Annotated in this window: 12 protein-coding genes; 8 read left to right on the forward strand and 4 right to left on the reverse strand. The window is 56.2% G+C overall.

The genetic code is table 11. The features are described 5' to 3' along the window. Positions 1 to 20 precede the first annotated feature (20 nt). From CEE69_RS10260 to CEE69_RS10270, 3 genes are all read left to right on the forward strand, one after another. Positions 21 to 680, forward strand: a complete 660-nt coding sequence (locus CEE69_RS10260) for an ECF-type sigma factor (protein WP_099260574.1) — start codon at positions 21 to 23, stop codon at positions 678 to 680. Continuing rightward, positions 667 to 2382: a serine/threonine protein kinase gene (locus tag CEE69_RS10265; protein WP_099260575.1), complete on the forward strand. Its 1716-nt coding sequence runs from the start codon at positions 667 to 669 to the stop codon at positions 2380 to 2382. Before CEE69_RS10260 ends, CEE69_RS10265 begins: the two co-directional genes overlap by 14 nt. Before the next feature lie 298 nt (positions 2383 to 2680). After that, positions 2681 to 3916, forward strand: a complete 1236-nt coding sequence (locus CEE69_RS10270; protein ID WP_233215107.1) for a sulfatase-like hydrolase/transferase — start codon at positions 2681 to 2683, stop codon at positions 3914 to 3916. A gap of 107 nt (positions 3917 to 4023) precedes the next feature. On the opposite strand, the gene CEE69_RS10275 is transcribed toward CEE69_RS10270, so the two are convergent. Beyond that, the gene (locus CEE69_RS10275; protein WP_099260577.1) at positions 4024 to 5250 is read right to left on the reverse strand and encodes a lactonase family protein; all 1227 of its coding nucleotides are present in this window, start codon (positions 5248 to 5250) and stop codon (positions 4024 to 4026) included. A gap of 188 nt (positions 5251 to 5438) precedes the next feature. Between CEE69_RS10275 and CEE69_RS10280 the strand changes: the two genes are divergently transcribed. From CEE69_RS10280 to CEE69_RS10300, 5 genes are all read left to right on the forward strand, one after another. After that, positions 5439 to 5630 (forward strand): hypothetical protein, encoded by a 192-nt coding sequence (locus CEE69_RS10280; RefSeq protein WP_007331653.1) that lies wholly within the window; start codon positions 5439 to 5441, stop codon positions 5628 to 5630. A gap of 4 nt (positions 5631 to 5634) precedes the next feature. After that, complete coding sequence (gene trkA, locus CEE69_RS10285) at positions 5635 to 6981, forward strand: Trk system potassium transporter TrkA (protein WP_099260578.1); 1347 nt, start codon at positions 5635 to 5637, stop codon at positions 6979 to 6981. Between the two features lie 47 nt (positions 6982 to 7028). After that, positions 7029 to 8297 carry a phosphoserine phosphatase SerB gene (gene serB / locus CEE69_RS10290; protein WP_099260737.1) on the forward strand — a complete coding sequence of 423 codons (1269 nt, stop codon included), beginning with the start codon at positions 7029 to 7031 and terminating at the stop codon, positions 8295 to 8297. Positions 8298 to 8412: 115 nt separating this feature from the next. Then, complete coding sequence (locus CEE69_RS10295) at positions 8413 to 9174, forward strand: FHA domain-containing protein (protein ID WP_099260579.1); 762 nt, start codon at positions 8413 to 8415, stop codon at positions 9172 to 9174. A gap of 87 nt (positions 9175 to 9261) precedes the next feature. Next, positions 9262 to 13227, forward strand: coding sequence for a hydantoinase B/oxoprolinase family protein (locus tag CEE69_RS10300; protein ID WP_099260580.1), 3966 nt, complete (start codon positions 9262 to 9264; stop codon positions 13225 to 13227). Between the two features lie 21 nt (positions 13228 to 13248). Here the strand turns inward: CEE69_RS10300 and CEE69_RS10305 are convergent, their stop codons facing one another. The 3 genes from CEE69_RS10305 to nrdR form a co-directional block, all read right to left on the reverse strand. Then, positions 13249 to 18051: an outer membrane protein assembly factor BamB family protein gene (locus CEE69_RS10305; RefSeq protein WP_233215109.1), complete on the reverse strand. Its 4803-nt coding sequence runs from the start codon at positions 18049 to 18051 to the stop codon at positions 13249 to 13251. 192 nt (positions 18052 to 18243) lie between these two features. After that, a complete protein-coding gene (locus tag CEE69_RS10310; protein WP_099260582.1) occupies positions 18244 to 19446 on the reverse strand; it encodes an FtsX-like permease family protein in 1203 nt (400 codons plus the stop codon). Further along, positions 19446 to 19916, reverse strand: a complete 471-nt coding sequence (gene nrdR, locus CEE69_RS10315) for a transcriptional regulator NrdR (protein ID WP_099260583.1) — start codon at positions 19914 to 19916, stop codon at positions 19446 to 19448. The genes CEE69_RS10310 and nrdR overlap by 1 nt, the downstream gene beginning before the upstream one ends. Between the last annotated feature and the right edge of the window lie 5 nt (positions 19917 to 19921).

The following is a 19921-nucleotide window of genomic DNA, read 5'->3' on the forward strand; positions in this document are numbered from 1 at the left end:
GTTGTCTTGGGTGGCTCGTGATGCAACAGTTGTCTTCCATGTCGGAATCACGAAATGTCAGCCACTGGATCGACCAAGTCAAAGACGGCGATTCCATTGCCGCCAATCAGATTTGGCAACACTACTATGACCGGCTCGTTCGATCGGTTCGAAACAAACTGTTCGGCCAAAACCGAGCCGTCTCGGATGAAGAAGACATCGCTCTAAGCGTCTTCGATAGTTTTTATTCAGCGGCTCAAAAGGGCCGTTTTCCGGATTTGTCGGACCGTGACGATCTGTGGCGTTTGCTGTTAAAAATGTCGGCGCGAAAAGTGGTGGACAAACGTCGCCGTGATCAACGTCAACGACGTGGCGGAAACGTTCAGCTTCAATCGCTCGACAATCGCGAAGACGACCGAACTTTCATCGAAGCCATCGGCGACGAGCCCTCACCCGAGATGGTTTTGATGATGGAAGAATCGGTCGAACAATTTTTTTCGCATTTGGGTGTCGGGAAGTTAAGAGATTTAGCGGGTGCCAAGTTAGAAGGGTATTCAAACGCGGAACTCGCCACACGATTTGGATGCTCTGAACGGACGATCGAGCGTCGTCTGCACCTCATCCGTGAAAAATGTCAACAGGAACTGTTCGATGAGCATTCGCCAGAAAAAACTACCGATCGCGACCTTGGAACGAATTGATGACCTTTGCGCCGAGTTCGAACGCAAATGGCAATCCGACCAATCCCCCTCGATCGAATCGGCTCTGACGGAGGACATTTCACCCGAGGAGCGAGACGTTTTGTTGGCTGAATTGGTCGTTTTGGATGTCGACTATCGCCGGCGACGATCCGAGAACCCAACCGAACAAGACTACCTGGATCGCTTTCCCAATAGCGTCTCCGTCATCCGCGACGCGTTCCGCGGGAACGACCAACCCAAGCGAGCCTTCATCCCACCGTCGGTCGAACAACTGGGCGAGCAATTCCCCAATTTGAAGATCACCGAACTACTCGGCGCGGGCGGAATGGGTGCGGTCTACAAGGCTCGCCAAGAAGGCCTGGATCGTGTCGTTGCTCTCAAAATCCTGCCGGAAGAATTCGGCCACGATGTCAAATTCGCTTTGCGATTCACTCGCGAAGCACGCACGCTCGCGAAATTGAATCATCCCAACATTGTCTCGGTCTTCGAATTCGGACACGTCGGCGACACTTACTACTTCTTGATGGAGTACGTCGATGGATCCACGCTTCGCGATGTCGTTGCTGCAGGTCAGCTGGAACCCGCTCACGCGCTCGCGATCGTGCCGCATCTTTGCGACGCACTTCAGTACGCTCATGACAACGGCGTCATCCACCGCGACATCAAGCCGGAAAACATCCTGATGGCCGTCGATGGCTCAGTGAAGATCGCCGACTTTGGTCTCTCCCGACTCCTCGGCGATGAAAACCAGCCTTCGCCGCTGACGGGCACTCACCAGATCATGGGAACGCCACGGTACATGGCACCCGAACAACTCGAAGGTGCACGCGGTGTCGACCATCGTGCTGACATCTACTCGCTCGGCGTGGTCTTCTATGAAATGCTGACGGGTGAGCTTCCGATCGGTCGCTTCGCGGCACCCTCCAAGAAAGTTCAGATCGATGTTCGGTTGGACGATGTCGTTCTGCGAACGCTCGAGAAAGAACCGCGGAGGCGTTATCAACGAGCCAGCCAAATCAAATCGGACGTGCAATCCATTGCCTCAGGTGACCGCGCCGCGCTCGCTCCAACCCAGATCGTCGACTCAGCTTCTCATCGAGACCGCGTTCCTTCCTCAGCTGGAATCCAAGAGCAAGAACTCGCGGGCCGATTGCTCCTGACACGTCGCCAACTCATGGAGCGGGTCAAATCAGCGTTGCGACCTTTGGGTGTCGGCCAGGTGCTTCAAATTTTGATCGGAGTCGCTCTCATCGCATTGGGTGCCTACTGCTGGGCCCCCAACACGCACGTGCCACATCAATTGGTCAGTGGCGTGATCGTGCACGTCTACGGTTTGTTATTGATCATTTCGGCAGCCAACGTCTTGGTTCGAATCAAGCGCATCGACACGGCCAAACCGATCACCGAAATTCGCGAAAAGCTCGACGCGGTCAGGCGTTTTTCTTTGTGGGTCGGTCCCGTCATCGGCTTTGCATGGTGGTTGATTTGGATCCCCGTCGTCGTGGCAGCAGGGTTCGATCAGGTCCTGCACCCCAACTCACTTTCCCCGTCACTGATTGTGGGCATGATCGGAATCGTGGTCTCCTTTGGGTTGTACGCGATGGCAATGAAATCAGAACACTGGCGTCAAAAGATCGGCGGCCGAAGTGTCACCAACGCCGAGCGAGAACTCACCGAAATCGAGCAGACCAACATCCACTGAGTCCACTTGAGCAACTCCACTCTCGTCCGCAGAAATCCAACTTCGTCGGCTGTTGAATCGGCCGCAAGTTGTTGATGTTCGTTCGCTTTGGGTGGATGCCGGACGACATCCACCGGATTAGTCTTGTCTGCATCCAATCTCAAACATTTCCCGCGACGCCCACTCGATCCCTCCGTTCTATCTCACCATGCTTCGTGTCCTGTCCATCTGCGTTGTTTTGCTGTGCACTTGTTTTTCCTACTCAGTGTTATGCAGCGCCGCTGAGCCATCTAGCGTCACACCGCCGCCCAACATTCTGATGATCTACGCCGACGACCTCGGTTATGAAGCACTGAACTGTTACGGCGGCCTCGACTTTGCCACCCCGAATCTGGATGCGATGGCGGCGGAAGGCGTTCGGTTCGATCGGGCCTACGCCAGTCCAGTCTGCACGCCCTCGCGAGTCAGCCTCCTGACGGGGCTGTATACGTTTCGCCACTCGCATTTGGGAGTACTCCCGGTGCACCAGGGAACGCGCCAAAAAGTGGACTTCGCCAAGATGCCCACTTTCGCCCAATTGGTTCGCGCCAACGGGTACGCCACCAGTGTGACCGGCAAATGGCAGCTGGCTACGCTGGAAGTCTGGCCGAACCATATCCGCGAAGCTGGCTTCGATTCCTGGTGTGTCTGGCAGATCTGGCGTGACGGAGAGAAAACGTTGCGTCACTGGAATCCGACCTTCAATCAGGACGGACGTGTTCGCGAAGACATCGCACAACGATTTGGCCCCGACGTTCTGGTCGAATACGTGATCGACCAAATGACCGAAGCACAAGCGGCACAGCAGCCATTTTTGATTGTCCACAACGAACTGCTTCCGCATGATCCGATCATCGAAACACCTGAGGACCAAAAGTTGGGTCGGCAGGCTCGGCTCGCAAACATGATCGGCTACATGGACAAGCTCGTCGGCCGCCTGCTCGAGGCAGTGGAACGACTCGGGATCCGAGACAACACCTACGTGGTGTTCATGGGTGACAACGGCACGCACGATGTCGACTTTGACAACCCAAAGTCCGGACAACCAGGAGAACGGAAACACACTCGCCATACGATCGCCGGGAACGTCAACGGCGGCAAGTTCGACCTGAACGATGCGGGCACTCACGTGCCGCTGATTGTGTGGGGACCTCCGTCGGTGCCCGCCGGCAACGTTTGTGATGACCTGATTGATGTGGTCGATCTGTTTCCCACCTATTGCGAACTGACAAGCACGGCGATCCCTGAATCACTCTCTTTGGACGGTCGCAGCATTGCGCCGCAAATACACGGCAGCACTGGAAACCCTCGCCAATGGGTGCACCATGCGATCAGTGGAAAAGGCGAGAGCGTGTTCGACGGTTCGTGGCGTCTCTTCAGTAAGAACCCCCAATTGTGGGACGCACGGCAGTTGCCAGCCGAACCTCCCGCCGCACAACACGATGAGCAAGCCGAATCCGCTCGAGCCCGACTCGACCAAGTCATTAAAACACTCCATCAAAACGCCGCACAGTGAACCCCCATGTAATCCCGAAAGAGATCGAACGGAGACAAATCACTCTGCGGTTAGTGGTCTCATTCGGGATCGCATGGCAAGCGACAATGATGGCTTCGGCGTGGGACCTACTCGCTGAACAGCACGCAGATGGGGGTGGGAATCTGTTGCGTTTGGCGTGTGAAGGTCAGCTCACCCGTGTTCGCATCCACTTCAAAGACCGTGGCGGTGTGGCTGTCTCGGCCCGCCGCGATCAACCAACGACCGCTGGGATCGAGGTTGAAGTTACGAGGCCAACCGCCGCGAATTGCTTCGACTTCGACCAGGTGCAATTGGCCGGACTCATCGACACGAAAGACGGAGATGCTGTCGTGGCCTCGGTTCGCGGAATACACAAATCTCCCGGTCGGATGCACTCGAATCTCGGACGAACTGTTGAATCGTTCCTTCGCTTTGGTTTCTTCCGACAGGGCAGCAATGGTTTGTCCGGCGGTCATCGTGCCCGTCTCCGCGTCGTAATCAAATACGGTGACCGATAGTGTCAGTTCGTTGAGCAAATAGATACGTTTGCCGTCAGGGCTGAACTTCATGTGGCGTGGCCCACCACCGGGAATCCCTTCGCCAAAACCATGATGTGTAAGCGATGGACTGTTCGGATCAAGTTTCCAAATCACGACCTTGTCCATTCCCAAATCGGGAGTGAACGCGAATCGGTTGTCTGGGGAGGTGCCGACCCAGTGCGCGTGCGGCGCGTTCTGACGATTGCCAACCACACCCGATCCCGCTGGTGACAACAATGCATCATGCTCATAGACACTGACGCGGCGTGCGACTGAGCCGTCATCATCCAACTCATACAATGTTGTCGAGCCACCACCGTACTGCGCCGACAACAGCACATTTCCTGTTTGATCGGTCGACAAATGAGCGACGCCACCATCACCGCTTTCGACCGACCCCATCGAGACCAACTTCGCATCCTCGGAATCGGCTTGCACACGGTAAGCCGTGACACCACTTCCGCTGGCCGCGTACAGCACGGGCTTGCTCGGATGGATCGCTAAGAACCCAGGTTGCTGCGCTTTCACGGCCAAGCTCGCCGAACTCAGTTTCCCCGACTCGGTGTCGAACGTGGCGTGGTAGATCCCTTCGCTGGCACCGCCTCGAGGTGTCGTGGTTCCGAACCAAACGTTCAGTGTTTCTGCCATCACAGAACTCCCTTGCAAAGCTGCCACAGCGACCAATGCCCCCAGAACCCGTTTCGCTCCGGCCATCACCCCAGTTTTTGCCTGGATTGTTGCTTTTGACTGTCTTGTGCCGCTCAAATCGCTTCTCATTTGCGTCTCTCCGATCATGGTTGCTCATTTCTGGGTGAGGTGGATAAGGCTCGTTGAAGGGGCATCATAGCCCGGCAAACCGACGGAGTGAGAAAGCCGAAGAGTCCGGGTTGCGGAGCCAAAAACGGGGCTATCGTCATGACATTGCCGATTCGCGGTGGTTTGATCTAGGATGCTAGTTCTCCGAACCTTTCCTGGGATCCGCTGTGCTATCAATTTCGCCCACCTATTTGCTGTACTACCTGCCACTGATCATCGCGATCTCGTTGGTGTTTGGTGCGACGCGGCATGAGGATTTGTCGCTGATCCTGCGGCACGCTTTCCACACAGCCCGATGGATCACCGGCTTCATGGCGGTCGTTTTTGCCCTGGTCCTCTTCTTGGACTGGATGGTCTGAGCCGATGAGGATTCTGACCCTCGGTGGCGGAACGGTTGGACGCTGGATCGCCGACATGCTGTGCAGACGCCGGCATAGCGTCACGCTCATCGATAGCGATCCAGAGATCGTTCGATCCATCAATAGCGAATTGGACGTTCGGGCAATCGAAGGAAACGCTTCGCAGAGCACCGTGTTGTTCTCCGCGGATGTTCTCAGCGCCGACTTGTGCCTCGCGGTCACCGGAGACGATGAGGTCAACATCGTTGCCGCGAGCATGGCCAAGGCACTGGGTGCCCGCCGCGCAATCGCTCGTGTTTACGCCCCCGCTTTTCGTGACCTGTCGACGTTCGACTATCAACGTCACTTTCAAATTGACAGTCTGCTTTCGTTGGAACAACTTTCCGCATCAGAGTTGGCTCGAGCGATTCGCAACCCCGACGCGATTCCATTGGAACACTTCGCTCGTGGCCAACTGCAAGTTTACGAGATGGATGTGGCGGCAGGCTCCGCGGCGGCGGGTAAGAAGCTGATGGAACTGCAACTTCCTCCCAGTGTTCGCGTGGGATCGCTTGCTCGGGAAGGTCGCATGTGGATCGCCAGCGGTGCCGATGAAACGCGTGCCGGCGACCGAGTCAGCTTGGTCGGGATGCCGGACGCCGTCAGCGTTGCTCGACAAATTTTTGGTGGTGAAAAACGACGACGCAAGCGATCCAAGGTCATGATCGCTGGTGGTGGTGAAACGGGCTACCACTTGGCCGGACTGCTCGGCCGTGAAGACTTCCGCACGGTGCTGTTGGAACAAGACGCGAAGCGTTCCGAGCAGTTGTCCAAGCTGCTGCCCGACGTCACCGTCGTGCATGCCAACGCCAACCGTCGCAGCGTCTTGGAAGACGAAGGCGGAGGCACGGTGGACTACTTTGTTGGCTGCACCGGCAATGACGAGAACAACATCATGGCTGGCGTCGAGGCACGTGAACTGGGTGCTTCGCGGGTCATGTGCGTGGTCGGGCGACCGGACTACGCGAACGTGGTCGGAAAACTTGGCATCGACCTGGCCGTCAGTGAACGAGACGTGGTGGCTCGCCAAATCCTTGGGTTCCTCAATGAGGGAGCCATCATCAGCCAAAGCAAATTGCCCAACGGTTCGATCGGAGTTTACGAGCTGGAGATTTTGGAAGGATCCGCTGTCACTCAAGCGTCACTGGCCAATCTGCCGCTCGCGGGTCGCTGCTTGATTGCCGCGATTCAACGAGACGGATTCGTTCGCGTCCCAACGGCCAGCGACGTTCTCGAAGTCAACGACATCATCGTCGCATTGATCGATCTATCCGATGCCGACGAAGTCCTATCACTCTTTCACAGCGACTGATTGTGCCCGCCACCACCAACGCTCCCGAGTCCAACCCCAACGCTGTTGTGAACGATTCCATCTTGCCTGCTCCCTACCCATCCTCCCATCTCGCGATGGGTCCGCCAACGATCGTTTTGCTTCGATTCACCGGTGATGATCGCCCAGGTTTAACGGCGTCGATTTCGGAACGCTTGCACCGATTCAATTGCCGAGTCATTGATGTCAATCAAGCGGTGATCCATCGATCGCTGTTGCTTGGAATGCTGGTTCAGATTCCCGGTAGCGAAGACCCGAAACGGTTGATGCGAAAGATGCGACGCAAGAGTCGAAAGCTAGGACTCAAGTGCAAAACAAAAATCGTCTGTGACCCTGACTACGACGCTTGGGTCAAACGTCAAGGCAAATCGCGATTCATCCTGACGCTGTTGTCACGCTCCGTCACCGCCGAGCAATTTGCCGCTGTCAGCCGATTGGTCTCCGACCAAGGACTCAACATTGACGTCATCACGCGATTGTCCGGCCGCCCTGATCGCGAACCGGGTGACGAACTGACCCGTGCCTGCGTGGAGTTCTCGCTACGTGGCGACCCGACTGACGCCAACGCTCTCAAAGCCAGCCTGCTAGAACTCTCCAATCGTTTGAACCTGGATCTGGCATGGCAACGAGACGACGCCTTCCGCCGCAACCGACGCATCGTCGCGCTCGACATGGATTCGACATTGCTGCAGGCCGAGGTGATCGACGAACTGGCCAAAGAAGCCGGCGCAGGCGAAAAGGTCAGTGCGATCACTGAAGCAGCCATGCGTGGCGAAATCGACTTCGATGAATCGCTACGCCAACGTGTGCAATCACTCGCAGGATTGCCTGAGAGCGTTCTTCCCAAAGTTGCCGAGCGACTTCAACTGACCGAAGGCGCCGAACGATTGCTTTCGAACCTCCGTCGGTTCGGCTACACAACCGCAATTTTGAGTGGCGGATTCACCTACTTTGGCGAGCACCTGCAGAAGCTGTTGGGCATCGATCATGTGCACGCCAACCAATTGGAAATCATCGACGGAAAATTGACTGGACGAGTCCTTGGTCCGATCGTCAATGCCGAACGCAAAGCTTTGCTTCTCGAACAGCTTGCCGCGAACGAGGGCGTCGATCGCAAACAGATGATCGCGATCGGCGATGGCGCCAATGACTTGCCCATGCTCTCCAGAGCCGGCTTAGGAATCGCTTTTCATGCCAAGCCCATCGTCCGAGAATCGGCAGAACATCAAATGTCCACTTTGGGCCTGGATGCCGTTCTCTACTTGCTTGGCGTGAGAGACCGCGATTTGCTCGAGTGAGCGAAGACAACGAAACTTTTGAACAGTGATCGGGGCCCTAATAGCTCTCTATTGTCTCGATTGAAACTCCGCGTTCACGGAAACTTCATATTTGGCCGCTAGTCTGGCCACACCTATGAAGCATTCACAAGAGCCACAACTGAGAATCCGACTATCACCGCTCGCGGGCGTTCCTTCGGGAGTTCCTAAATCGATCAAGGTCCACCACTTGCCGTTCTGCATTGGACGCAGCAAGGACTGTGACCTGACCATTCGGCGATCGACCATCAGTCGCTCACATTGTGTCCTCACTCTCCAGGATGGAATGCTTCACATCGCTGACCTTGGTAGCAGGCACGGCACGCTGGTCGATGGCAGCCGCCTGGAGGTCAAAACCGCCGTTCCGTTGTCACACAACCAACGAATCCAGCTCGACAAGATTGTCCTTCGTGTTTCCGTTCGGAACCGATTGACGAATGAGCCCATCGTGTCAGAAGCACTAGCCAAATCCTCGCCGCTACTGAGTGAGCTGGATTCGCTCTTGGACGAAATCGAACAAGGCAACCTGACCAACGAACACAGTGAAACGGAATCCGCTGACAAGCAAACCAAGCCGACTCCGAAGAAGCAAAAATCGCCGTTGCCCATTCAACCATCGGTATCCGAGTCAGAAGAAGACTCGTCGGATTCCGAAAACAATTTGACTGACACCACTGAATTGGCGGCGAGCACAGACGACACAGTTGTGTCCGAAGACGCCACGCCAATCGACACGACTCGGACTGATCCGAGTGAATCCGGTCCCAAACGTCTGCCCGATCACATCCGCAAACGTTTGACGCAGGATTCACAGGAAGCCGCGAAGGATGCTCTCAAGCGACTCTTCGGTGGACGCTAGCGAAGCGTGACCACCCTCGTAGTCGAGCCTGATCGCTCGCTACAATTCTCGCATCCATCCCTTCGCCGAACCACAATTCGACTTTTCATGCTCAACCAATTGACCGAAGTCTGGGTAGACGTCGGCGGTACGTTCACTGATTGCATCGTCCAGCAGAACAACAACGACGGACACACTCAGCGAGATGCCATCAAAGTGCTCAGCAGCGGATTGGTGTCCGTGCGAGTGACAGGCCACAGCGACGACTTCACACGAATCGATGTCGAGCTTCCACCGCCTTTTGCCATCGATCACTTTTGGCAATCAGCGAACCTTCGCCGTTCGGGTGAAACGCAGATCGGCCACGATTACATCAGCGTGATCGGTTGCGAGCGACTCGGCACGAATTCGATCCGATTGAAATTGGACCAACCAGTCGCTCAAATTCGCCGCGAACAGACTTGGGTGCTCGACGCAGGAATTGAATCGCCGATTTTGGCCACGCGGGTATTGCTGTCGCGCCCGCTGACTCAACCCCTTCCGCCACTCTCCGTGCGCATGGGCACGACACGCGGAACCAACGCGTTGCTCACTCGAAATGGTGCCCCAACAGCATTGCTAATCACCGAGGGTTTTGCAGACCTACTTTCGATCGGAACCCAAGATCGTCCCGATCTTTTCGCGTTGGACATCGTCAAACCCAAACCATTGGCAACTCGAACGGTTGAAGTTCGCGGCCGCTTGGATGCCGATGGCAATGAACTCATTCCGATTGACGAGCCGCACCTTCGCACGTGCTTGCAAGAACTCAAAGCCGCCGCTCCTGAGGAATTGGTGCTTGCGATCTGCTTGCTGCATTCCCATCGCAACGACGCTCATGAGCGGATCGTCCAGCGGATTGCGAACGAAGTTGGGTTTGCAAATATCATTCGCTCAACGGAGGTTGCATCGCTTCCCCGAATCGTGCCGCGTGCCGAAACGACGACGCTCGACGCGTACCTGCTTCCCATTTTGCAAGCCTACGTGGCACGAGTTTGGAAGCAGTTCGGTGGCGAAGCAAATTGTCATCTGCGATGGATGACCAGCGGCGGCAACCTCGTCGCGTCCTCTGGCTTCCGAGGCAAAGACAGTGTGCTGTCGGGTCCGGCCGGTGGAGTTGTCGCACTCGGCGAAGTCGCACGGCAATGCGGCGTGCAAGGTGCCGTTGGCTTGGACATGGGCGGCACCAGCACCGACGTCAGTCGCTACGAAGGATCCGTGGGACGTCGGCAAGAAAGCATGGTCGGTGGGATACGCGTGCTCACGCCGATGATGGACATCCACACCATCGCATCCGGTGGCGGATCCGTCTGTGCCGTTCGCGATGGCCGACTCACAGTGGGTCCAGACAGCGCCGGTGCCTTCCCCGGCCCCGCGTGCTACGGACACGGCGGACCACTTACGATCACGGACGTCAATGTCTTGCTGGGTCGACTCCCGATTGATCGATTTCCATTTCCGTTGAAGTTGGACGCCGCTCAAGAAGCACTTCGAAAAACGCATCAACAACTTCCAAACGAAAGCACGTTGAGTGCCGAACAACTCGCTGATGGCTTCTTGCAATTGGCGGTCACTCAAATGGCGGAAGCCGTCCGAGTCGTCACAACCGCGGCGGGAAGCGATGCGAGACAGATGGCATTGGTGGGATTCGGCGGCGCCGCGGGCGGCCACCTCTGCCAGGTCGCGGACTCACTGGAAATGACTCACGTGATCGACCATCCCGATTCGGGCTTGCTGTCGGCCGTCGGAGTGGGAGCGGCACCGATTGGCCGCATCGCGACCGAGTCTTTGCAGCTATCGATCGCTCCGCCGATTTCAGATTCCACTGACTCGGTTGGAACCCGAACGCTCATTCCCGAATCAATCCCAGCACTTCGAACCGCCGCGAAAAGTACGCAGGAACAATGCGAAAGCCACCTGCGTCAGGAAGAGAACATTCCGCCGGAAACATCCCTACAAGTCGTTCATCAATGCGACGTGAGACCGCTTGGTACGCAATCAGCACTCACGATCGACCTCTTTCCTTTGGACACCTTGCCCGACCGGTTTGATTCGAAGCATCGATCCACCTTTGGATACACGCGGACTTCGATGCCCATCGAAGTGGTGGCCGTTCGCTGCGAAGCCACCATCAACCGGCAGCCAAGTCAGAACGGAGATCAAGAGACCGCAGACACATCCGCAACTGCCCGCGATTCAACTCGGAAATCCTCAAAACCTGCATCAATCTCGATGTGGGTTCAGGGAGCCTATCGAAAGGTTGATCTTTGGGACCGAAACGCTGTGATCACAGGGCAGGGCATTGCCGGACCGGCAGTGGTGGCGGGTCCCTATTCGGTCTTGGTGGTGGAACCCGATTGGACCGCAACAATGTCCGACGCAGGTATTTTGCAGCTCAGGAAAGAAGTTGCGTCGTCTGGCTCGAGTCCAGCTCAACAAAACGCTGAGCAACTCAACGACACCATCGCCATGGAAATCGCGGCGAGACGGGTCCAAGGAATCGCGGAAGCGATGGGCGAAGTCATCCGCAGGACCAGCGTCAGCGTCAATGTCAAAGAACGTCGCGACTACAGCTGCGCGGTTTTCCTTGGCGATGGATCTTTGGTCGCCAACGCGCCGCATGTGCCGGTACACCTGGGTGCGATGAGCCACACGGTTCGAAGCTTGATCGCCGACTACCCAGCCATGTCGCCCGGTGACTCGTACATCAGCAACGATCCCTACGCCGGTGGCTCGCATCTGCCGGACATCACCGTCGTGACCCCGGTCTTTTGCGACGACACGCTCGGTTCTTCCCGGCCGCATGATTGGCCGTGCGACTTCTTCGTCGCATCACGCTGTCATCACGCTGAAATCGGTGGCATGGTCCCAGGTTCGATGGCACCCGCAGCGACTTGCCTGGCCGAAGAAGGTGTTGTGTTGCACAACGAATGCTTGGTCCGCGATGGAAAATCTCATCACGCACGAATTCGCGAATTGCTTTCCAATGCGACCTATCCTTCGCGAAACGCGGACGAAAACATGGCCGACATCGCCGCGGCTGAAGCAGCGGGGCAGGCCGGTGCGAATCGAATCCAGGCCCTGGCTGATTCAATGGCCAAGTCCCGTTTGCTGGAACTGTTAAAGCAGTTGTTGCACGTCGCTGGTGAAGCCACTGCAGCGTGGATTGAAACTCTGGGAACCGAATCACGTGTCTTCGAGGATTCGCTTGACGATGGAACTCCCATCCGAGTCACTTTGCAACCAGACCAACCCGAGGGGCGATTGCGAATCGATTTCGCAGGCACGGGCCCCGTGCACGCCAACGGATTCAATGCCACTCCATCCATCGTGACCGCAGCCGTGCTGTACGTGCTCCGCTGTGTTGTGCCGGGTGAATTGCCTCTTTGCGATGGAGTGCTCAAACGCATTGAGCTGATCATCCCGGACGGATTGCTGTCGCCTCCTGCCGGTTCGACACCGGAGACCAGCCCGGCGGTGGTTGCCGGCAACGTCGAAACCAGCAATCGCGTGGTCGATGTTTTACTGGGTGCGTTGGGCGTTGCGGCAGCCTCCCAAGGAACAATGAACAACTTGTTGCTCGGCGACAAAACCTTTGGCTACTACGAAACCATCGGCGGCGGTGCCGGTGCGACAGCCCATGCATCGGGTGCGGACGCTGTCCACACTCACATGACCAACACGCGAATCACCGACCCAGAGATCCTCGAATCTCGACTGCCAGTCCGCCTGTGGCGTTTCGCGATCCGACGTGGAAGTGGCGGAACCGGACAACACCGAGGCGGCGACGGAATGATTCGTGAAATGGAGTTCCTTCGTCCGCTGACCCTGTCGCTCATCACCTCTCGGCGAACTACTCGTGCGTACGGAATGCACGGCGGAGAACCGGGCCAACCAGGCCGTCAAACGCTCGTGCATCAATCTCAACGAACGGAACTCCCGTTCGCGACCAGTCAGGATGTTGAGGCTGGAGATCGGCTGATCATGGAAACGCCCGGTGGCGGTGGTTATGGCAAAGAACCGTCCGCCGAATGACTTGAGTTCCCTTGAATTAGATCACTCCGGCTCCATCTCTTTTGTCCTTTCCAACTCATCGGCTTCATCCGTTTTGGGATCCGCTTCAGAATCCACATCATCGTCGGATCCTTCTTCCTTGAACGTATAAGTCAGCAGCTCCAGTTGAATCTCAGCCAACATCGTGTTGCGATGCGGGATCAATTTGACCCGACTCTCGATGACGTTTGTATTGCTGTTCGTTTCCTTGCGTTCAATTTCGTGCAACGTTTCTCCGTCCACAGTGCTGATTCCCATCACATCCATTTGTCGACGACGCACTCCATTGCCGGGAACCGTCAAATGAGCTCGGACCAGCAACAACATCGGCGTGACCCAAGGTTGCTCCACGGTGCATCCCCAAGCATCGTCGAATGAACGACTCCACCGAATGCTTCCGTCCACCGTCGAAATCGAGTGCATCGCCGTGATCGGCTGAACCGACGCACCACCGGATACCGCCACCGAACGCAACGACGCGAGATCGCGGTTCGGTTTGCGATGTCGTGGCAGAACCAACATCTGATCTTGAATCGACATCACCGAAACCCCGTACAGACCCTGTCGAGCGGGCACCATCACATCCGCGATCTCGCGACCTGACAACAGATCCCAAATGGTGGTGCGACCGGTGTGGTCCAACAAAGTGAAGTAACGCCCATCAGTCACCTCCGCATAGGCGGAGGCATCGTTGACATTTTGGCTGTCGGCGACGCGGAACAAAACAGTTTCCCCTGTGCTCATGTCAATCAGTTCGACCGAGTGAGGATCATGCATCTCTTTCGCTGCTTCGAAGCCAGCTCTCATTTCTTCGGTGGCGTCGGCCGGCAACTCAGCATTCTTGCGCACCTGCGTCACCGTCAGCACGTGTGACCCGAGCGACGCGATCACCGACCCGATCGATCGTTTTTGAATTCCCAACAGCCCGCCATCGTGGATGTCGTAACTTTCAATTTGGTTTTGCGTCTTGCTGACAACCAACACTCGACCGTTGGCATGAACGACTGCGTTCCCGACAGCTTCTGTTGGAGTCCGCCAACGCTCCTCGCCTGAAACTGCGTCCAAACAAATCAGCTCAGTTCCTTGCAACAAGAACAACCGATCCCCCAGAACAGGGCCGAGAATCAACTGAGCCTCTCCGTTGTCCGCGGTCGCTGAAACCATCATGTTGCGATAGATCTGATTGCCGAATGGTGTCGCCGCGCTGCGACGTTTAGCGACCGGTTGGCCGTCGGTCCCAAGCGTACGTCTCCATCGAATCGCTTCTTCGCCATTCGCCCCCAGCGTTCGAAACAAATCGATCGCGATCAGCTCCGACTGAGTCAGCAACAGCATCAGCCCACCGCTGTAAGTCAGCTCATTGCCGAGCGAACGCATTCCCGAGAAACCTTCGATTGGAATGGAGCGGTGGATCCCATAAGGGTTCATCAAAGCCAACGAATTCATGTTGTCACTCATCGCACTCCAACCGCGAAGTTGACGCCCCATCAAATGAGTCGTTTTCGCGTAGCGGCGGTCATTCATCATCATGCCACTGGATCGCGGCATTCTCATGGACTGCCACTCCAAGTTGACATTGCGAGGCCACTGTTCGCCCATGTCGTAGTCGCGTCCGCGGATCGGATTGGCTTGCAGAGCATCTTCGATGAACGTGTCGGCTCCCACCGGTTCGTTGTCGCTCAAACGTTGACTCAGCAATTCCCCAATGGCCAAACGATCCAGATTCCAAGCTTCTTTGCTGTATAGTTTGGCCAGCATCAGCAATCGTTCGTTGCTTAAGGACTGCAACGATTCGTCCGTCGCCAAAGTTTCGGCCCAAATCAGACGCTCAGCCAACAAACCGTCTTCCATCAGCAACGCACGAGCCGCCATGTCTCGTCGCAAACCGCTGGTTGCACCCACGACCGGTGAGAAATGCTGAAGCGTTCGCATCAATGCCGCACCGTCCATGTTCCCTCGCGATGAGACCAGCGACTCGATCTTGCCGGTCATCCCGGTCAACTCATCCTCCGAAGCCGTGGACACCAATCGTGCCACGCGAGCACTGATCCAATCATCGACGGTGAACTGTCTTGCCGCATTGGGAAAGACCGCGTCCATGTCCCGATTGAGTGTCGGATGCTGAAGCACTAGTTGCGACAAGTCCAACAGCAGTTCCAAAGCCTTGGGATGATCAATCGATTCGGGTGATCTTTCGATCGCGCCTTTGATTTGCAATACCAACAATTCCGCACGTTGCTCTGGTTGGTCAATCAGCTTCATCAAAGCTTCCAAATCGACATTGGAGTCGCTCGGATTCTGGCGCAGGCTTCCCAGCATGGCTTCCACAGACAACATGATCACCTCATCGTTGTCAGGATCCAACTCGCGGGCTTTGCGAAGCAACTTGAGTGCCTGAGGACGCTCTTCTTGCTCGATCAGCAATTCCGCTTTTCGAACCAACGCGAAGAAGTTCTCCGGATCCTTCTGAAGCAAAGCATCCACGCGTGGCTGCAGTGATCGTTCGCCATAGGCAACCGCAACCATCGTGGCTGACTGCGAGATCAACTCACCGTCGACTGCAATCAAGTTCCCCAGAGGGAAACGAACCGTTCGTCGCTGCAGCACTTCGCCGTTCTTCAAAGAGATTTCGATCAATTCATCGGTCGTGGTCGGCAAGTAGTAGCGATCGTTTCCAAAGACACCACGTCCCGAAATGCGTTGCCCGGGTCGGACCAAATTGGTCGGCGTGGACCACACCTCGGAACCATCATTCAACGAGCACGCGGACACTTCATCAGCACCGACAACGAAGTACAGGTCATCCTTCACGCCAGCGACGTAAGCGAGTCGAATTCGATTTTTGGGTGTGAATCGATTGCGTCCTGAAAGCACATCGAGAACCTGCAGCCGATCGCATTCAATCGGTGTGAGTACAACCGAAGTGCCTTTAGCAATCGCCAACGAGTGAGTCCAACGACGGCTCAACTGATTCGCTGACACCCGGGTGTTTGGGCGATAGATACTGTGAACAAATTCCTGGCTTCGCGGGATTTGATTCCCCCAACGAATCGTTCGATCGATCAAATTCACAGCGACGGTGGCCCCGGCACCAGTCGGGCAAATTAACAACCCGTTGTGATACGTCGGCATCGCCCCGGCAACGCGGCGGACTGGATCGGCCCCGATTCCACCGGACTCAACCGCGACCAGAACCTGTTGCCATTGAACCGAACCGTCCGCGGGGTCCAAGCACAGCAAAACCACTTCCCCTGCGATCTCTGCCATCACGTACAAATCGCCGCGAAACGGCAGTGGAGGCCCAAGGAAGAACGCCTCGGACAGCACCGAGGGAGTCGTTTCTGATTTCCCAAGTCGCCAAAGGATCTTGCCCTCGTTTCCCAAACCCAAAGCCACCAAAGTATTCGCGAGCGAAGACATGCCCCGGCTAGCAAAAGGGCTGAACCGTTCGATCTCAATCTTCCCAAGATTGTCGATCATAAAGACCCGTTCACCGTCGCTCGAAATCTGGCCGAACGGCACATCGTTCCAGACTCGTTGAACCAGAATGTCGACCGGGTCCTCCTCCTCTTCCATCGGGTCCGCCAATTCAGTCGACAGCGATGTCTCGGCGGGCGCGAACCAAGGGTATTGCCAAACACGCTTGCCCGTTCTGAAGTCGACGCCCAACAAACGCTGGGTCGTTCGCATGAGCAATTGATCGCCGACCCGCAGCGGAGTCCAGGAAGGCGGTGGCAATTGCCCGGTGGCTTTGAGCTGCTGCGTTTTCTCCTGAATCATTCGTTCTTGACGAGGACTGGCGGACGACTCGACCATCCATCGCGGGTTGCTAAGCGGCATTTGACCGGAGTCCGATCCATTGCGATCCGCTCTTCCACCCAGTATCGGGTAGTTCTCTGCCAACGATTCAGCGGTGACCAGATCGGACTCGCTCTGCGCCCGAACCCATTCCTTCCAAGCAACCTCATCAGCGTCTTCCACTTTGGGAAACAACGATGTGAATGACTTGGGAAACTCCAAAGGCGTCGGGATCATTCGATCCGCTCGAGCACATGCGATCGCATGCAACGTCACCACGGATTCACCCACTTGATCAACAATCCGTTGTTGACTGACCAAGTCATCCAACAAAAACGAACAGGCCAGAGGATTCCCAAGCGTCCACTCACGCACCGCCAACAAAACCGAAGCCTTGTAACCTGCTTCGGTATGGAACGTTTCACGGCGGACACGTTCAACCGTTTTCCAATCGCGTGCCGGACCGGCTTCGTCGAGCAGCTTCCCAGCTAGCGGCCCGTAGCGAAGCTCATAGATCTCCAGACCTTCACCGGGAAGCTCACCGATCACATCCCGGACATATTCCATCAAGCTTCGTGGCAGACGACTTTGCAACCGAGCCAATGCCTCGGCTTGATCTTCATCCTCGCCGATCCGCCGGCCATTTCGATCCAGCATCCCTTCTTGATTTTCTAGTGGCTGACCAGGCTGGACATCGTCTTCGGATTCGTCGTCCGCGTCCGCGATGGGAAAGTAGTAATCCTGCAAAATCTCGGAATAAGGATTGTCGTCCGAACGAAGCAACAAATCCCCAAGGCGAACGACCGCGTCGCTGTAGCGTTCTTGTTCGATCGCCTCTTCCGCATCGCGAATGATTTGTCGCATGCTTCGCGGCGGCGGTAGAAACTCAGCGGCCCCCATTTGCATCCGAGAATCAAATAACCCTTGCGCGTGGGCGATGTTCGGTGACGATGACACCACGAAACAAATCCCGGCGACGGACACCGCCGCGATTGTCCATCGAGTCATCCAGGAGACCTTGGCATCGAAACGAAGATTGGCGTGGAAATTCACTACTCAAACCGATTGAAAACAGGCTATCGAATAAACGCACGTCGCTCGCGAGGACCACGAAAACGCGACTGCATTGTATCGCCCCACGTTCCTCACGAACCAGTGTCAACTGCCGCCGAGCGCGAGTCGACGGAATCTTTCATCGCATCAGAAAAGGCTGGCCGGATCCGCTCGCACCAATTTCCTCAGGGCAAGCAAACCGCTGATCAGACACATGAGCGTCGTCAGGACCAAAACGGAACCAGCACGGGCGAAAGTCAACGCCATCGGCAATCCGGTCAGTGATTCAAGCATTCGGAACAGCAACAAGGCAATCAAAACCGCGGGAACGAAGCCCAAAACCGACAAATACACCGATTGCCGGACCACCAATCCAACGAAAAACCGATTGGGGTATCCCATCGCCTTCAGTGTGGCGTACTCCGACATCGCGTCCTGCAAATTGGTGAAGAGGATTTGGTAGCAAATGATGATTCCGACCGCGAATCCCATCAGTGTTCCGATCAAGAAAATCATCCCAACCGGCGTCTGCTCGCTCCAAAATGTCTGCTCACGATCGCGAATCTGCTGTCGCGTCAGAACTTGCCACTGTCCCGCCGCCATATTCGTCAAACGCTCAGCGGCTTCTTCCGGCGAAGCACCGTCCTGCAATCGGATCAACCCAAGATCGACCGTTTCCAATGGCTTGCCGTAGCCACGTCGCGGGAAATAGTTCGCAAACGAGGATTCCGCGATCAACAATGATCCTTCGTTGGCAAAATCGGTCCCCAATGTGAACGAGCCAACCAGCTCGATCGACTGCTCAGACAACTCAATTCGTTGGTCCGCCGGATGCCCCGAATCGTCGAACTCAAATCCGTATTCCGAACGAGTCTTCCGGTCCACCAGTGCGGTGTCTCTCTGACGAAGCGCGTCGCGATGCTGTTCTAGCCCGGCAACATTCAACCAAGATCGCCGTGGTTGATTCGAAGTCGAGGGAAACAAACTTGCATCGGGGACCGAGATCACACGAATGGGTCTCGAGGGACTGCCTTCAACTCGCACGCGAGCCATTGTTCGCTCGATCAACAACGCTTGGACATCCGCGACCGCTGGATCCGCTTTGACTCGGCGAAGCAATGATCGAGGGAATCGTTCGTCAACCGGCAGCATGTAACGAGCCGGGCTGATCGCGACCAATTCGCAATCCACGACTTCGATCAACCGCACCGGGCTGTCCAACAAAGCGTTGCGAAAACCGTTTTGAGTGAACATCAACACGGCAGCAAACCCCACGCCCGCCGCAGCCACGCACAAACGCGCCGGGTTCCCGATCAGATTCTTCCAGGCTAGAGGAGTGCGTCGACTCATCAGCGACCTTCCGATTGGGCATCACGCTGAAGGTTGGAAACGATCTGCAAAAAATCTTTTGCGTCATCAAAGTCTCGATAAACGCTGGCAAATCGAATGTACGCTACTTCGTCCAGCGTCGCGAGTTTTCGCAGCACGACTTCGCCGATTGTTGCGGTGGGAATTTCCATATCAAACTCGGCGTAAATCGCTTCTTCGATTTTCTGAACCGTCTTTTCAATCTCGTCGCTGGTGACGGCTCGTTTCGAACACGCCCGTTCGATCCCACGCTTGATCTTTTCGCGATCAAATGGTTCTCGCGTCTCGTCGCTTTTGACCACCCGAACGTTCAGCGCATCGATTTGTTCCAACGTGGTGAAGCGTCGCTGGCAGGTTTGGCACAGCCGCTTTCGCCGAACGACGTATCCCGCCTCGGCCGTCCGGGAATCCTGGACCTTGTCGTTATCGGAATGACAGAACGGGCAACGCATTTGCA

Source organism: Rhodopirellula bahusiensis (assembly GCF_002727185.1).
Classification (GTDB): Bacteria; Planctomycetota; Planctomycetia; order Pirellulales; family Pirellulaceae; genus Rhodopirellula; species Rhodopirellula bahusiensis.

Bases quoted from the DNA above. Each gene is read 5' to 3' on its own strand.
- CEE69_RS10260 (WP_099260574.1), top strand. From the start codon at position 21: ATGCAACAGTTGTCTTCCATGTCGGAATCACGAAATGTCAGCCACTGG.
- CEE69_RS10270 (WP_233215107.1), top strand. From the start codon at position 2,681: ATGATCTACGCCGACGACCTCGGTTATGAAGCACTGAACTGTTACGGC.
- CEE69_RS10275 (WP_099260577.1), bottom strand. From the start codon at position 5,250: ATGATCGGAGAGACGCAAATGAGAAGCGATTTGAGCGGCACAAGACAG.
- trkA (WP_099260578.1), top strand. From the start codon at position 5,635: ATGAGGATTCTGACCCTCGGTGGCGGAACGGTTGGACGCTGGATCGCC.
- CEE69_RS10295 (WP_099260579.1), top strand. From the start codon at position 8,413: ATGAAGCATTCACAAGAGCCACAACTGAGAATCCGACTATCACCGCTC.
- CEE69_RS10300 (WP_099260580.1), top strand. From the start codon at position 9,262: ATGCTCAACCAATTGACCGAAGTCTGGGTAGACGTCGGCGGTACGTTC.
- CEE69_RS10305 (WP_233215109.1), bottom strand. From the start codon at position 18,051: ATGACTCGATGGACAATCGCGGCGGTGTCCGTCGCCGGGATTTGTTTC.
- CEE69_RS10310 (WP_099260582.1), bottom strand. From the start codon at position 19,446: ATGAGTCGACGCACTCCTCTAGCCTGGAAGAATCTGATCGGGAACCCG.
- nrdR (WP_099260583.1), bottom strand. From the start codon at position 19,916: ATGCGTTGCCCGTTCTGTCATTCCGATAACGACAAGGTCCAGGATTCC.